The sequence below is a fragment of the Chitinophaga oryzae genome, from assembly GCF_012516375.2.
Lineage (GTDB): Bacteria > Bacteroidota > Bacteroidia > Chitinophagales > Chitinophagaceae > Chitinophaga > Chitinophaga oryzae.
The window spans coordinates 2,623,114-2,638,958 of sequence record NZ_CP051204.2; the positions used below are offsets into that span (position 1 = coordinate 2,623,114).

12 protein-coding genes are annotated in these 15,845 nt (G+C 51.2%); 4 read left to right on the top strand and 8 right to left on the bottom strand.

The genetic code is table 11. The features are described 5' to 3' along the window. Positions 1–69: 69 nt before the first annotated feature. A complete protein-coding gene (locus tag HF324_RS11035; protein WP_168802516.1) occupies positions 70–1,029 on the bottom strand; it encodes a PhoH family protein in 960 nt (319 codons plus the stop codon). Between the two features lie 95 nt (positions 1,030–1,124). Then, entirely contained in the window at positions 1,125–1,535 is a 411-nt protein-coding gene (purE, locus tag HF324_RS11040; RefSeq protein ID WP_246269491.1) for a 5-(carboxyamino)imidazole ribonucleotide mutase, read from the bottom strand. Between the two features lie 331 nt (positions 1,536–1,866). Here purE and HF324_RS11045 point away from each other — a divergent pair, with 331 nt between their 5' ends. Both HF324_RS11045 and HF324_RS11050 read left to right on the top strand, forming a co-directional pair. Next, positions 1,867–4,515 carry a PAS domain S-box protein gene (locus HF324_RS11045; RefSeq protein ID WP_168859792.1) on the top strand — a complete coding sequence of 883 codons (2,649 nt, stop codon included), beginning with the start codon at positions 1,867–1,869 and terminating at the stop codon, positions 4,513–4,515. Positions 4,516–4,523: 8 nt separating this feature from the next. Then, entirely contained in the window at positions 4,524–4,913 is a 390-nt protein-coding gene (locus HF324_RS11050) for a response regulator (RefSeq protein ID WP_168802519.1), read from the top strand. Here HF324_RS11050 and rpe read toward each other — a convergent pair. From rpe to HF324_RS11080, 6 genes are all read right to left on the bottom strand, one after another. Then, positions 4,894–5,559: a ribulose-phosphate 3-epimerase gene (rpe, locus tag HF324_RS11055; RefSeq protein WP_258539488.1), complete on the bottom strand. Its 666-nt coding sequence runs from the start codon at positions 5,557–5,559 to the stop codon at positions 4,894–4,896. The genes HF324_RS11050 and rpe overlap by 20 nt on opposite strands. A gap of 61 nt (positions 5,560–5,620) precedes the next feature. Then, entirely contained in the window at positions 5,621–6,628 is a 1,008-nt protein-coding gene (locus HF324_RS11060) for a tetratricopeptide repeat protein (protein ID WP_168802520.1), read from the bottom strand. Between the two features lie 23 nt (positions 6,629–6,651). Continuing rightward, the gene (gene thrC, locus HF324_RS11065; RefSeq protein WP_168859793.1) at positions 6,652–7,947 is read right to left on the bottom strand and encodes a threonine synthase; all 1,296 of its coding nucleotides are present in this window, start codon (positions 7,945–7,947) and stop codon (positions 6,652–6,654) included. 19 nt (positions 7,948–7,966) lie between these two features. After that, positions 7,967–8,893: a homoserine kinase gene (locus HF324_RS11070; RefSeq protein WP_168802522.1), complete on the bottom strand. Its 927-nt coding sequence runs from the start codon at positions 8,891–8,893 to the stop codon at positions 7,967–7,969. A gap of 76 nt (positions 8,894–8,969) precedes the next feature. Continuing rightward, the gene (thrA, locus tag HF324_RS11075; protein ID WP_168859794.1) at positions 8,970–11,414 is read right to left on the bottom strand and encodes a bifunctional aspartate kinase/homoserine dehydrogenase I; all 2,445 of its coding nucleotides are present in this window, start codon (positions 11,412–11,414) and stop codon (positions 8,970–8,972) included. 631 nt (positions 11,415–12,045) lie between these two features. Further along, a complete protein-coding gene (locus HF324_RS11080) occupies positions 12,046–12,705 on the bottom strand; it encodes a hypothetical protein (RefSeq protein WP_168802524.1) in 660 nt (219 codons plus the stop codon). 480 nt (positions 12,706–13,185) lie between these two features. Between HF324_RS11080 and HF324_RS11085 the strand changes: the two genes are divergently transcribed. Together HF324_RS11085 and hppD are read left to right on the top strand one after the other, a co-directional pair. Next, positions 13,186–14,343 (top strand): homogentisate 1,2-dioxygenase, encoded by a 1,158-nt coding sequence (locus HF324_RS11085; protein ID WP_168802525.1) that lies wholly within the window; start codon positions 13,186–13,188, stop codon positions 14,341–14,343. A gap of 73 nt (positions 14,344–14,416) precedes the next feature. After that, a complete protein-coding gene (hppD, locus tag HF324_RS11090) occupies positions 14,417–15,544 on the top strand; it encodes a 4-hydroxyphenylpyruvate dioxygenase (RefSeq protein WP_168802526.1) in 1,128 nt (375 codons plus the stop codon). Positions 15,545–15,845: the final 301 nt, after the last annotated feature.

Sequence of the window (15,845 nt, forward strand, 5' to 3'; positions counted from 1 at the left end):
TTCGATTTAGGGATTTGATGATTTTGTGTTCAAATCAAAAAATCCCTAAATCAAAAAATCGTAAATTTTTTAATCTCTTTCTTTATCCGCATCATATGCCCGGATAATGGCTTTCACCAGGCGGTGACGCACCACATCCTCTTCATCCAGCTCCACAGAGCCAATGCCGTCGATATTACGCAGGATGCGGTTGGCTTTTTCAAGGCCCGACTTCTGGTTTTTCGGCAGGTCGATCTGTGTAAGGTCGCCGGTGATGATGGCTTTGGCAGAAGCGCCAATACGGGTCAGGAACATTTTGAGCTGCAGGTCAGTGGCGTTCTGCGCTTCGTCGAGGATAATAAAGGAATTATCCAGCGTACGTCCGCGCATATAAGCCAGCGGCGCTATTTCTATGATGCGGTTGGTCATATAATAACTTAGCTTCTCCGCAGGGATCATATCATCCAGCGCATCGTACAATGGCCGCAGATAGGGATCGATCTTCTCTTTCAGATCGCCGGGAAGGAAGCCCAGGCTTTCACCTGCCTCCACCGCCGGACGGGTGAGGATGATTTTCTTCACAGCTTTGTTTTTTAATGCACGTACCGCCAATGCTACCGCCGTATAGGTTTTACCCGTACCCGCCGGACCGATCGCAAATACAATGTCATTTTTGTCCGCCAGCGCTACCATCTTTTTTTGGTTGGCAGTACGGGCCCGTACCGTACGGGCGTTCGGACCAAATACCAGTACCTCGTTGGGATTACGGTCGCTGAAATGATCTACCGCCGTTCCCTCTTCATCCCCAAGAATCTGCTCAAAGTAATTCTCTGTCAGATTACCATTACGTTCGAGATATTTTACGATTTGACTGATTTTTTCCTCCGCAGTGGCCACTTCTTCCGGTGCCCCACTCAATTTTAACTGGGTACCCCTGGACAGGATCTTCAACAGCGGGAATTTTTTCTTCAGCAAATCCAGTTTTCCGTTGTTAACGCCGAAAAACTCAATGGGATTAATACTATCTAAATTAATGATGGATTCAGTCAATGATTCAATGATTTAAAGTCCAGGAAAATTCTGAATTCTCACTCCGAATATATGAATTTAACCACAACCTGGAGAGCAGTATTGTTAAGCAATCACTAAATTCTGTAGCCATTCTGTTTGAAGGCTTCCACTTTGGCGGCAATCGCGTCGTTGGTCAGTGCAAACATACGCGCTGCCAGCACCGCAGCATTACGCGCACCTGCTTTGCCTACGGCCAAAGTGCCTACCGGTACGCCTGACGGCATCTGAACAATGGAATACAGTGCATCAATGCCTCCGGGCAAACCCCCTTCCAAAGGTACCCCCAATACGGGTAAAGAAGTGAACGCAGATACTACGCCGGGTAAATGAGCCGCCATACCAGCTGCCGCAATCACCACGCCAAAACCTTTCTCCTTCGCAGTTATACACAACTCACGTACCTGCTCAGGGTGACGGTGCGCAGATGCTACAACCATTTCCCCTTCAATGCCAAAGTATTGAAGATATTTTTGTGATTCTTCCATTATTGGTTTGTCACTCTCGGATCCCATGATAATCAGAACCTTCATTAATTGATGTTTTATTTTTATTTGAAAATTTGTTTATTTGTGGCCCTGCTCTACCGGGAAATGAACGCGAAGATATTGATCAATCAACAAAATCAGAAAACTGAAAATCCACAATGGGTGGATAATTCCCTGGAGAACAAACACTACCGAAAGATAAATCGGTTTAAAAAAGGAAAAATAAAGCCGGAAATCGTACCTTTTACTACTGTAATGGCGCTTTTTTGTCATATAATGCCTATTTTGAGCTTATTAAATACACAACGATCTTAGAATCCCGCTAGTAATAATGAAGGATGTTATGCTGGAACAGCATTACCGGCATCTGCAGCATCTGGAGGCTGCCATCAATGCCTGCGCATTGTCTGTGAATCTGGATGCCGCTGAATGCATTACTACCCTGAACCCGCGAATGGCCAACGCCCTACAGCAACCGCCGGAACTCGTCTCCGGACGCTACTTCAGGGAACTACTCCTGCCCGCCGACGAAGCACAGTGGGCCCGCATCTGGCAACAGCTGCGGACCGGCCAGTCCATACAGGAACAAATCTGTTTTCTGCTGCACGGAAATACCCAGCTGTGGCTGGAATCAGCTATCCATCCGGTCATGGACAACGACGGTCACCTCACCGAATGCCTCCTCATCGGCATCGATATCACCGACCGTAAACTGCCCGAACTCCGGCTCATGGAAGATGAACAATATTTCCGCCAGATACTCGAAAACCTCCCTATCGGCCTGCAACAGTTCACACCCGAAGGCATCAGCGTGGAAATGAACAGTCGCCAGCGACAGATATGGGGCGCCCAGCACGCCTTCCTCGGCAATACGGAATATAAATGGCTGCAAGACCCGTTCTACCGGCTCAACGGCCTCGCCCGCATGTTCGAAGAAGCCCGCGATACCGGCAAAACACTGAAACGGGAAATACTGCTTAACTACGCGGAAAAAAACTACGGCAACGTCACCCGCCTTTTCCCGCTGTACTATGAAGCCACCATCTTCCCCGTGACAGACCGCCACAGCAGAATGGCCAACTACTTCCTGATCCTCGACGATATCACCGAAAAGAAAGTGGCGGAAATAAGCCTCCAGAAAAGCGAAAGACTGCTCGACAATATCATCGAAAACCTGCCCATCGGCTACATCCAGTTTGATAACTTCGGCTTTATCCGCCGCATCAATCAAACACAACGTTTCTTCTTCAACTCCCCGCATCCCGCTGCCCGCCGGAATTTCAACGTGATGAACGATGAACTGGCCACCCGCTTCGAACTGGACAAACTGTTCCTCCGGGCACTCGAAGAAGGCAACCCGCTGCGCGTGGAAAAGAAAATAGACTTCAGCCAGGATGAACGCTGGACCACCGTCGGCCGCGAAGTATACCTCGACCTCACCATCTTTCCCGTTATTGAACCGGTGGACAAAGAGATGATCGTAGTAGCCCTCGTGAACGATATCACCGATAAAAAAATGCAGGAACTGGAAAATGTCAAAAACCAGGAATTCCTCCTGCAAACAGGAGATATCGGGAAAATCGGCGGATGGGAGATGGACCTCGAAACAGAAAGGGTCCGCTGGTCTTACCAGTCCTATAAAATACATGACTGTGAACCGGATACGCCCATCAATTACGAAATAGCCATGCGCTTTTTCTCCCCGGAATCAAAACCCGTGCTGGAAGGACTGGTCAAACAATGCATTGAGAACGGTAAAACATTCGATGCACAGCTGACACTGATCTCCGCCAAACAACAAACCAAAAGAGTGCGTTGTATTGGCCAGCCGGGATATGTCAACGGCAAACGGACGCGCATCTTCGGCGTGGTACAGGATGTGACGGAACAATCGGCCATCGAGGAAGCGCTTACCCGCAACACGGAACTGATGCGCCTCTTCTTCGATACGGTGGACATGGGCTATGCAGCCATGGAAAAAGACGGCAAACTCAATTTTCTCAACCAGAAAGCGGAGAAAATGATCGGCCAGAAAGTGGAAATGGGCAGCAATATTTTCGAAGTGTTCCCCCGGCTGTCAGGTACCGTTTTCTATGCCAGGCTGCAGGAGTGCATACAGCAGCGGCAGTCACAGTCTTTCGGTATCTATTTCTCCAAACCGGACAAATGGTACGACTTCCTGCTCACACCCATGCAGGACGGCGGTATCTCGGTCTTCATGCGCGACATCACGGAAAGCCGTAAAATGCAGAAGGAGCTGCGCAAAGCAAATGACCAGCTGTCTAACCTGAACAAAAACCTGGTCAACCAGAACAAACAGCTGGAAGATTTCGCCCACATCACTTCCCACAACCTGCGGGCGCCCATCGCCAACCTGCGCGCGCTGATGCAGATGCATAACGAGGCGTCGTCCCAGCAGGAGCGGGAACTGTACCTGGGCATGCTGCATGAGGTGATCAAAAAGATAGATGAAACCCTCAACGATCTCGTGGAAGTGGTACAGATACGGAAAGACGTGAATGTGGAAAAAGAAAAGCTGCTCTTTGCCGAACGGGTACAAAAGGTGAAGGATATCCTGCTGGTAGATATAGAAACCAGTAATATCAAAATTACCTATGATTTTGAACAGGCGCCGCAAATAGAGTATCCGCGGGTATATCTCGACAGTATCCTCCAGAATTTTATCACCAATGCGATCCGCTACCGTTCACCGGAAAGGGAGCCGGAACTGCATTTACAGACATGGCGAGAAAACGACAACATTGTACTTACGGTGCAGGACAACGGCATCGGTATTGATATGGAACGCTTCGGTAACAAGCTGTTCGGTTTCCGGAAAACATTTCACCGTAACAAAGATGCGAAAGGTATCGGGTTGTTTATCACCAAAACTCAGGTGGAAGCAATGGGTGGAAGTATCAGGGCTGAAAGCAGGCCGGGGCAGGGTACCAAATTTATTATTACATTTAGGCCGGAATAATCCCTTTTATGAAGCTGATCAATATGATTTTTATAGTTGACGACGACCCAATTCACCAGCAAATTGCTAAAATCATGATAGAACGGCAGGGGATATGCACCAATATTAGGGTGTTCTCAGATGCGCAGGATGTATTGGACCATATCCGGCAGCATGCAGACAAGGTGGACGAACTGCCCGACCTTATTCTGCTGGACCTCAATATGCCGATTATGGATGGCTGGGAGTTTTTGGATGAATACAGCGTCTTTCACGACCAGCTGCCCAAGCAGATCCGCATCTTCGTGCTGACTTCTTCTATCGATGAGAAAGACAAAGAGCGTGTCCGTCACTACCCGGTGGTAAATGGCTATCTTACCAAACCCCTGTCCAAAGAGATCATAGAGAACCTCGCTTAAGAGCGGCAATTGTTTTCTCGGGATCTGCTGAAGCAAAGATGGAGCTGCCTGCCACCAGCACATTCGCGCCTGCCTGCACCAGCTGGCCGGCATTTTCTGCACTGATACCGCCATCTACTTCTATCAGGGCGCTCGCCTGGTTGTCTTTGATCAGCTGACGCACCTGTCTTATTTTCTGGTAAGTTTGTTCTATGAAGGTCTGTCCGCCAAACCCCGGGTTGACGCTCATTACCAGTACCACATCGATATCACGGATCACGTTTTCCAGCACTACCACCGGGGTATGCGGATTGAGCGCTACGCCGGCTTTCATGCCCAGGCTTTTAATTTGCTGAATGTTGCGGTGCAGGTGCACACACGCTTCTGCATGTACGGTGAGGATATCGGCGCCGGCTTTTTTAAAGTCTGCTGCATATTTCTCCGGTTCCTCTATCATCAGGTGTACGTCACAGGGTTTACGGGCCAGCTTTTTGATCTGCGCGATCACCGGCAGGCCATAGCTGATATTGGGCACAAAACGGCCGTCCATCACATCCAGGTGAAACCAGTCAGCTTCGCTGCGGTTTACCATTTCCACTTCTTTCCCCAGTTCAAGGAAATTGGCCGCCAGTAAGGACGGCGCTATCATTACAGGAGCGTTTTCCAATAGTAATCAGTTTTATGTATTAAAAGTAAGCAATGCGGTTGATATAAACACGGGCAGCGCTTTAGCGGCTCAACCGTTGCATGGCTTCCTTTGCTTCTTTATAGTCTTTTCTGAAAGAGGCGGCTTTGGCGTAGTCGGCTATCGCCTCTTTTTTATTGCCCAGCTGTTCCTGCGCCCTGCCGCGCTGGAAATAGGCCAGTGCATCGGTGGGAGCGGCTTTGGCGGCAAGATTGTAGAAGTTGTACGCCTCCTGCCACTGGCGCCGGCTGCTGTGGATGTTGCCCAGCGCCATATAGGCCGGCTCAAACCCGGGATCGGCCACGATGCACTTCCGGTAGGTGTTCATGGCGGCGTTAATATCGCCCAGTTCTTCCTGTACCTGTCCCGCGTCATAGAGAGGCGCGGCGTTGAGCGAGTCCTGGTGCCATGCGGCCGTATAATAGCGGACGGCTTCCGGTGCTTTGCGGGCGCGCAGCAGGTCGGCCAGTTCCATGACGGCTTCGTATTCAGCGTGCGGACCGGCAGCGGCAACGGCCGTTTTCAGATGTTCAATGGCTGCGGCGGTATCCAGTCGGTCTTCCGCCATGCGCGCCTTCAGGTAAAATGCTTTATCACGTCCGTCGGCGGTGGCGGCCAGCACATTGGCGAGGCTGTCTGCCTGTGCGGTATGTTTGTTCTCCAGCATGGCGGTGGCCAGTTTGTACTGCAGGTACGTATAGGTGGGAGCGTTAGCCAGCGCTTTGCTGAAATAAAGCTCCGCTTCGTTGTAACGGCTGTCTACCAGCGCGGCTTCACCGGCGCCGGCCCAATAGTCGGGGTTGGCCGGCTTCAGGCTGGCGGCTTTTTCAAAATCCTGCTGCGCGAGGCGGGGATTGGTATTGAAGAGCAACAGCGCCCGGCGATAGTACAGCGCGTCCTGGTCCGGATACTGCTGGATAGAGTCTGTGACCGGCCGTATGATATCGCTGTACAGCGCGGAATCAGCGCCGTTCTGCCGGCCGGGCTTTTTATGGTCATTGTTGCAGGCCACGACACCTGCCATGGCCACCAGGATAGGTAAATATTTCATACGCCGCCAAAACTAAGCAATCCTTATCGCATTAACCAGTTTTTGAACGCATCATAATCTGCCGGCAGCAGCGTAGCGTCTTTTTCTTTACCGTAGAGCGACATGACGCGGGGCGGCGTGTGAATGGCATCGCGTACGCTTTTGGGGGCGGTGTCTTCAAACTTCACGGGGTGGGCGGTTTCCAGGAATACGCCGGTCAGATCGGGCGCTTCGGCGAGGAACTGCTGCAGTCCGAGATAGCCTACCGCTCCGTGCGGGTCCAGCATATAGTGATGTTCTTTCCATACCTGTTCCATCGTGCGCGCGGTGTCCTTGTCCGTATAGGCGTAGGCGGTAAATTTCTCTTTCAGTGCCGGCAGGCTGTTGCCGAATAACTGTAACACCCGTACGAAGTTGCTGGGGTCGGCCACGTCCATGGCGTTGGACAGGGTAGGCACCGCTTTGCCCGGTTCGTATTTGCCGTTTTGCATGAAGCGAGGCACGGTGTCGTTGACATTGGTGGCGGCCACAAAATGTGCTACGGGCAAGCCAATGGCAGCAGCCATCATACCGGCGCAGATGTTGCCGAAATTGCCGCTGGGCACGGCAAACACCAGCTTTGGATGAGCGGCCTTCATCTGTTTGTAGGCGAGGAAATAATAAAACATCTGCGGCAGCCAGCGGGCCACGTTGATGGAATTGGCGGAGGTAAGCTGCCGGCGTGATTGTATCTCGGCGTCGAGGAAGGCGCTTTTTACCATACGCTGACAGTCGTCGAACGTGCCCTGTACCTCCAGCGCGCGGATATTGCCGCCGAGGGTGGTCAGCTGTTTTTCCTGTAAGGTGCTCACCTTTTGGGAAGGGTAGAGAATCACGACGTCTACGCCGGGAACGTTATAAAAGCCGCTGGCCACGGCGCCGCCGGTATCGCCGGAGGTGGCCACCAGCACGGTTACCGGCCGGTCGCTGTTGCGCCGGAAATAACCGAGGCATCCGGCCATGAAACGGGCGCCCACGTCTTTAAAGGCGAGGGTGGGGCCGTGGAAGAGCTCCAGCGCATAGGTGTGACCGGTGACTTTCTGTATCGGAAAAGGGAAATGCAGCGTATCGTTTACGATCTTTTGCAAAGCGGCTGCCGGGATCTCATCACCGATAAAGGGACGGATCACCTCATAGCCGATCTCCTGGTCTGAATAGTTGTGCAGGTGTGCGATAAAATCAGGGTCGAGGGACGGGATCTGCTCCGGGAAGTACAGGCCCCTGTCCGGCGCGATACCTTGTATGACGGCGGTTTCAAAAGATGTTTTATGCTGTGGATCTTGTAAACTGTAGTACTGCATGCGGATGGATTGGTAAAAATTAGTCAATGATTTTAACGCCTTCGGTGTTAACGCGGGACACGTATATTTTATAGTCCACTCCCAGTGGCGCATATACGCTGTTCATGGTTTCAGCGACTTTGCGGGCGTTCGTTTCGCCTTTACTGAGCATGAATACAGACGGGCCGGAGCCGGAGATGCCGCCGCCGAGAGCGCCGGCCTCTTTGCATCTGAGCTTCAGTTCCTGGAAGGCGGGGATGAGGATGGAACGTATCGGTTCCACGATCACGTCTTCCAGTGAGCGGCTGATCAGGTCATAGTCCTCCTGGTAGAGCGCGGCCACCATGGCGCCTACATTGCCCCACTGGCGGATGGCGTCGGTCATCAGCACTTTCTGTTTCAGTATCTCGCGGGCGTCGGATGTTTTGACTTCTATCTGCGGATGGATAACGGTCACCCACAGTTCTGCCGGCGTATGCAGCGTGGTGATGTCCAGCGGGCGATAGCTGCGCACCAGCGTGAAGCCTCCGAGGATGGCGGGCGCCACGTTGTCGGCATGTGCCGACCCGCAGGCCAGTCTTTCTCCTTCCATGGCGAAGCGGACCAGTTGTTTTTTGGTGAAGGGTTCGCCCAGCAGGTGGTTGACCGCTACCACGGCGCCGGCACTGCTGGCGGCGCTGGAACCGATGCCGCTGCCGGGGTGGATATGTTTGAAGATCTCTATCTCGATGCCGGTATCGGGCTGGTCGTATTTCTGCAACAGCGCCTGCACCGCCACGCTGGCCACGTTCCTGGCGGGGTCGGTGGGCAGGTCGGCGCCGTGGATGGCTTTGATACGGATGCCGGGCTGGCTGGTGCGGCGTACGACCATTTCATCGCCGGGCGCGTTCATGGCGAGGCCGATAACGTCAAAACCACAGGCTACGTTGGCAACAGTGCCGGGGGCGAATACTTTTATGCTGTCCATACTGGAAGGGTTATGTTCATTAATTTAATCATTTGGTGTCGTCTCCGCAACGAGGTTACAAGGATTTAACAGCCGGTCATAAACGGGCTGACCGGATAATGTCGGCGAAAATGCCGGAGGCGGTCACGTCTGCGCCGGCTCCGGCTCCTTTTACGATCAGCGGTTGCTCCTGGTACCTGTTGGTGGTATAAAGCACGATGTTGTCTTTGCCTTCCAGCTGGTAGAAAGGATGGTCCGGCGCTACGCACTGCAGGCCTACAGAGGCCTGGCCATCTGCGTAGCGGGCCACGAACTTCAGTCTCTTGCCGGCGCTGGCCGCCTCCTGGTACAGCTGCTGGAAATGGCCGGCATGTTCATCCAGCGTTTCGTAGAAATCGGCCACGGAGGGTGCATTCAGACAGGCTTCCGGCAGGAAGGAGTGGTTGGTGATGTCGTTCATTTCGATAGCGGCGCCGCTTTCACGGGCCAGGATCAGGATTTTACGCATCACGTCTTTGCCGCTGAGGTCAATACGCGGGTCCGGTTCGGTGTAACCTTCGTCCTGCGCGGCCTGGACCACGCTGCGGAAACTGTTGCCGTTCACAAAATGATTGAACACAAAGTTCAGGCTGCCGGAAAGTACCGCCTCGATGCTCTGTACCCTGTCGCCGCTCCTGACAAGGTCATTGAGGGTATTGATGACCGGCAGTCCGGCGCCTACATTGGTTTCAAAAAGGAAAGAGGCGTTGTATTTACGGGCCAGGTCTTTTAATTGTTTGTAGTAGGCATAGTCAGATGAACAGGCGATTTTATTACAGGTCACCACCGAAATGCCATGCTGCAGGAACTCATGGTAAACGGCGGCCACTTCGCTGCTGGCGGTATTGTCCACGAATACGCTGTTGCGCAGGTTTAAGGATTTGATGTTGTCCACGAAAGCCGGCAGGTCCATCGCGTCGCCCTGCGCCAGTTGGTTTTTCCAGTCGTGCAGACCGATGCCGTAGGGGCTGAACAGGGCGTTTTTACTGTTGGCCAGGCCGGCTACCCTTATCTGCAGTCCCAGTTCTTCCTGCAGGTAGGTTTGCTGTTGCTGCAGCTGTTCCAGCAGTTTGCCGCCTACGTTGCCTACGCCGGCAATGAACAGGTTGACCTGTTTCAGCGGCGCTTCAAAAAAGGTTTCGTGTATCAGGTTGAGCGCCTTTTTCAGGTCGGCTTTATTAATCACGGCGGAAATGTTTTTCTCCGTAGAGCCTTGTGCGATGGCCCTCACATTGACGCCGTTGCGGCCGAGGGTGCCGAACAGTTTGCCGCTGGTGCCGTGGTGGTTTTTCATTTTGTCGCCCACAACAGCCACAATGCAGAGGTCTTTCTCCACCTGCAGGGGGTCGATGCGTTTCTCCTGTATCTCCTGTGCAAACTCACTGTCGACCGCCGTTTTGGCTTTCAGCATGTCTGCTTCGTGGATGCCGACGGTGATAGAGTGTTCCGAAGAGCTCTGGGTGATGAAAATAACGTTGATGCGTTCCTGTAAGAGCGATTCAAACAGTCTTTTGGAGAAGCCGGGGATGCCTACCATGCCGCTTCCTTCGAGAGTGAGCAGGGATATATGCTGGATGCCGGAGATGCCGGTCACCGGGAAAGCGCGTTCCACGCTGTCCTGTATGAGGGTGCCGTAATCATCCGGGGCAAAAGTGTTTTTGATCCAGATGGGGATGCGTTTATCCATGACCGGTTGTATGGTAGGTGGATAAATGACTTTGGCGCCGAAGTGGGACAGTTCCATCGCTTCTTCATAAGAGATGTGGGCGATGGGAATGGCCTGGGACACCAGGCGGGGATCGGCGGTCATCATGCCGCTTACGTCCGTCCATATATCGAGCAGCTCCGCGTGTACGGCGGCGGCGATGATGGCGGCAGTGTAGTCCGAGCCGCCACGCCCGAGGGTGGTGGTGTCGCCGTTGGGAGCGGCCGCCACAAAGCCGGGCAGCACCACGTAATCCGCCGGATGCTGTGCGAAATATTCTGTAATAAGGTGGTTGGTGGCCTGAAAGTTAACAGTCGCATGGCCGTAGTTATTGTCGGTCACAATCAGTTCCCGGCTGTCTTTGCAGGTGGCGAAGAAACCCAGTTGTTTGAGCTTTTCCGCAACGATAACGCAGGAGATCAGTTCACCATAGCTCATGATTTTATCGAGCGAGCGGGCGCTCAGTTCTCCTACCTGAAAGATGCCGTCACACAGGTTTTCGAGGGCGTTGAGTTTTTTCTTCAGCTGGCTGATCATGCTGCTTTGCGCAGTGATAGGGAATAATTCGCGGATAGTGTCCAGGTGTCTGTTTTCTATTTCCTGTAGTACGGACTTGTATTGTTCCTGGCCTTCGCCGGCCAGTTGACCGCAACGTATAAGCTTGTCCGTAGTGCCGCCGAGCGCTGATACAATGATGGCATAACGGCCGGCTGGTTTATTGTTTTTGAGGATTTGACAAACCTGTTCTATGGCTTTGGCGCTTCCGACAGAAGTGCCGCCAAACTTAAGTACTTGCATAGTGAATAATGTTTATACGAATGGATGTTCCGGGTTCCCGGTGGTTACCACGGCTGTGGTCGCTGGATGATATGTGTATACTAACCCCGCAGTGGGGTTGTAATGGTGGTGGTCGTAATAATAGTGCTCAGGCATTTCCCCTGGAAGGAGGAAGTGGAGGAGGAGAGATGATATGTAGCTACTGCTTGCACTATTGTTTTATGACGATTGTGTAACAAAAGTCTGGATTTCTGCCGGTAAATAAAAGCCTGAGGTGGATATTTTCAAATAATTTAATAAATGTTGTTTGTTTTTGAAAATGTCTAACAATCATTGTTTTTATTAAAATTATGATTGGTTTACTGCGATTTTCTTTGATGTGGATGACGGTGTTGCAGCATTCTGGTTTTAATAAAAAACTATTTTTAAAGACATTTTCATGACAAAAAGATGTCAAAAAGCGGCAAAACAAGGCAAATGGATTGTCATGAAACTAATGACAAATAACGGGCTCCCGGAGTGTTATTACCAATGGGAACATAGCAGCCTGGATAACATCATGGCACGGGCCGTATGCCCCGGGAGGTATCCCGGGAGGATGGATGATGTTGCTTCCGGGAGGATGAAATACTAACGCCGGGATGAATACGGATCAATAATAGATTGTCTCCTTGCAACCTGGGATCTTCAGGCTGTTCTCCCCGAATTTCAGTTGGTCTAACAGGGGAAGGGTGGTAAACGTATGTTTGTATTGCCGGCGGCTTTTGGCCGGTTGCGGGTTATCCTCTCCGTCACAACCGCCATCAGGCTCGAACGCAACGACCACATCTCCCGTGGAAAAGTTGACTTCGGAGATCTGCGCACCATAGCAGTTGGTGTTCAGCGAGGTTTTTGAACCGATCAGGTACCAGTCATTTTGCTGGAAACGGAAAATATGAGTGTACAATGTCAGGTTCCGGCCGCCGGGAAATTCTTCCTGTTTGAGTATAATACAATTGCGTCTGATCTTCAGGTCTTGCAGCCTGGTGTATTGGGGCATGGAATGGGCAGGCAGAACGGACAACACTTTTTTACGCCAGAGGCCCGGTTTTCCGTCCGTATACCGGCAGATATAAAGAATCCTCTCAAAGTCATCATTCTTATCAGGTTCGGTGTCGTAAACCAATACCAGCTCGTCTTTTCCGTCTTTGTCAAGATCGCCGGCGGCTTCGGCTATTTTTTGATAGCCGGCCGGAATGAACGGCGGCCGGGTGTCTGCAGTCTGTGCATGAACAGCGATGGGTAACAAAATCAATAGCAGCAGATATTTCATAGTATATATATGTTGCCGCTAAGATAGTTTTTTTGGGATAACTGCCGTTAAAATGCCGTATACGGTTTCAGGTCCCTATATTTTCCTGCTAAAACAATAATTTGCTTGGAAGGAAACAAAATATCCTTAACTTTAGCTGACTAAATTATTTGCCACTTGTCCGTTTCACTGAAATATACAAGCAACAGTCAGCTTAACTACTACTTTCTCATGGCTACCCTCGCCATGGATTCGGCTTTGGCATAACCCTTCCGAAACAGCCCCTTCCGGCTGCTTTTCCTGTTTATATCGCGTAACTTTGTAATGGCATTTCTTTATCGCTATTGCTGCATGTGCGCACTTCGTTTTACCGGCAATTTGTCTTTTAGCATCAGCCTTCAATTGCGCTGCGTGATAATTTCCAATACAGCAAATTTTTTGCAGGATCATACACCAATTCAGCTTACATACACCAAAACAATCTTTTAATTCATACGCGTTATGCCACATTATCATCAACTAGGACAAATCCCGCATAAACGACATACCCAGTTCCGCAAACCGGACGGGGGACTGTATTCGGAACAATTGTTTTCCACCGAAGGGTTTTCTTCTCATTCCAGCCTCCTGTACCACTGTCACCCGCCAACCGAAATCGTAAAAGTGGATGAACCGTACTCCGTGGCCCCCAAAGTGGCGGAAGAAAAAATGCTGAAACACCGCAGCTTTCAGGGGTTTAACATCCAGCCGGAAGATGATTTTCTGAAAAGCCGTAAAGCAGTGCTGGTCAACAGCGACCTGCATATCGTGCTGGCCGCGCCGCGTAAAAGCATGGAGACCTACTTCTACAAAAATGCAGACGCTGATGAGATGATCTTTGTGCATGAAGGCAGCGGCTTGCTCAGAACACAATACGGGCAACTGGAATTCGGTTACGGCGACTATCTCGTGATTCCCCGTGGTACCATTTACCAGATCGCTTTCACAACGGAAAATAACCGCCTCTTTATCGTAGAATCTTTCAGCCCGCTCCGGTACCCAAAAAGATACCTGAGCAAATACGGGCAACTGCTGGAACACGCGCCTTATTGCGAACGCGATATCCGCCAGCCGAAAAACCTGGAGACCATCGACCAGGAGGGGGATTTCGTGATCAACGCAAAAAAGAAAGGGGTAATTTACCCGCTTCATTATAAACACCACCCGTTTGATGTGATCGGATGGGATGGCTGCGAATATCCTTTCGCTTTCTCCATCCACGATTTTGAGCCTATTACCGGTCGCGTACACCAGCCACCGCCGGTGCACCAGACCTTTGAAGGCAACAATTTCGTCGTGTGCTCCTTCTGCCCGCGGTTATTCGACTATCACCCGCTGGCGATCCCGGCGCCTTATAACCACAGCAATATCGACAGCGATGAAGTGCTTTATTATGTGGATGGCGACTTTATGAGCCGTAAGCATGTTACCCGCGGCATGATCACCCTGCATCCGGCCGGTATCCCGCATGGCCCGCATCCCGGAGCCGTGGAAAAAAGCATTGGCGCCAAGGAAACCAAAGAGCTGGCTGTGATGGTGGACACTTTCCATCCGCTGCAGATCACCGAAGCAGCACTGGGCATCGAAGATGAAGGATATGTGATGAGCTGGGCAGAATAAACAATGTACAATAGAACAATCAACAGATAAACACCAAAACAACTTAAACAACAAAAATCTAAAACACTGAATTATGGAAACCGCAGTAGTAAACGCTTCCAACCTGACCGGTCAGGACTTTCTGCCATTGAATGGTACCGATTATGTTGAGTTTTATGTGGGCAACGCAAAACAGGCGGCCCACTATTACAAGACCGCTTTTGGTTTTCAGTCAGTGGCCTACGCCGGCCCTGAAACCGGCGTAAAAGACCGGGCTTCCTACGTGCTGGTACAGAACAAACTGCGCTTCGTACTTACCACCTCCCTGTTGCCCGATACCGACATCGCGCGTCACGTAGCCAAACACGGCGATGGCGTAAAAGTGCTGGCGCTCTGGGTAGACGACGCCCGCTCTGCGTTCGAGGAAACCGTTAAACGTGGCGCCACTCCTTACCTGGAGCCCGTAGTGGAAAAAGATGAATTCGGTGAAGTGGTACGCAGCGGTATCCGGACGTATGGCGATACCGTGCACCTTTTCATTGAACGCAAAAACTATAACGGTCCGTTCCTGCCCGGCTATAAAGAATGGAAAACCGTCTATAACCCGGCAGATACCGGTTTGCAATATGTGGACCACTGCGTGGGCAATGTAGGCTGGAACGAAATGAATACCTGGGTATCTTTCTATGAGCGCACCATGGGCTTTAAAAACCTTATCTCGTTCGACGACAGCGATATCTCCACCGAATATTCGGCACTCATGAGTAAAGTTATGAGTAACGGTAACGGCCGTGTGAAATTTCCGATCAACGAACCGGCAGAAGGAAAGAAAAAATCCCAGATCGAAGAATACCTGGATTTCTACGGTGGCCCGGGCGTACAGCACGTAGCCATCGCTACCAACGATATTATCCAGACCGTTTCTGATTTACAGGCCCGCGGCGTTGAGTTCCTGACAGTACCTGGTTCTTACTACGACACGCTGCTGGAAAGGGTAGGAAAGATCGACGAATCTATTGAACCCCTGCGCAAGCTCGGTATCCTGGTAGACCGTGACGACGAAGGATATCTGTTGCAGATTTTCACCAAGCCTATCCAGGACAGGCCTACCGTATTTTTTGAAATTATCCAGCGTAAAGGCGCCCAGTCTTTCGGTAAAGGCAATTTCAAAGCCTTGTTTGAATCTATCGAAAGAGAACAGGCCCTGCGCGGAAATTTATAAGTTCTAAAGGGCTCGGCCCACTTGCCCGGCTTTGGTTACAACCCGCTATGGAGCACTGTTAAATTGCTGAAAGCAACAACACATTCAGCCACCTGTACCGCACCGCGTTTTTCGCGGTGCGGTTTTTTTATGGCCCCTGGTGAACACAGCAGAGCTATTCCTTTTTGTTAACCTATTAATAATATTTTGTTTACCTGCCGCTTCTGGCGGTTTTGAAAAATTAAACCAACGGCTGTTGTCGAGTGGTTTCCCATTCCTATAAATAGATGGTTGTGTATTGGATTATACAATGTTATTCTTT

Bases quoted from the DNA above. Each gene is read 5' to 3' on its own strand.
- thrA (WP_168859794.1), bottom strand. From the start codon at position 11,414: ATGCAAGTACTTAAGTTTGGCGGCACTTCTGTCGGAAGCGCCAAAGCC.
- HF324_RS11080 (WP_168802524.1), bottom strand. From the start codon at position 12,705: ATGAAATATCTGCTGCTATTGATTTTGTTACCCATCGCTGTTCATGCA.
- HF324_RS11045 (WP_168859792.1), top strand. From the start codon at position 1,867: ATGAAGGATGTTATGCTGGAACAGCATTACCGGCATCTGCAGCATCTG.
- HF324_RS11070 (WP_168802522.1), bottom strand. From the start codon at position 8,893: ATGGACAGCATAAAAGTATTCGCCCCCGGCACTGTTGCCAACGTAGCC.
- hppD (WP_168802526.1), top strand. From the start codon at position 14,417: ATGGAAACCGCAGTAGTAAACGCTTCCAACCTGACCGGTCAGGACTTT.
- HF324_RS11050 (WP_168802519.1), top strand. From the start codon at position 4,524: ATGAAGCTGATCAATATGATTTTTATAGTTGACGACGACCCAATTCAC.
- purE (WP_246269491.1), bottom strand. From the start codon at position 1,535: ATGGAAGAATCACAAAAATATCTTCAATACTTTGGCATTGAAGGGGAA.
- HF324_RS11085 (WP_168802525.1), top strand. From the start codon at position 13,186: ATGCCACATTATCATCAACTAGGACAAATCCCGCATAAACGACATACC.
- HF324_RS11060 (WP_168802520.1), bottom strand. From the start codon at position 6,628: ATGAAATATTTACCTATCCTGGTGGCCATGGCAGGTGTCGTGGCCTGC.
- thrC (WP_168859793.1), bottom strand. From the start codon at position 7,947: ATGCAGTACTACAGTTTACAAGATCCACAGCATAAAACATCTTTTGAA.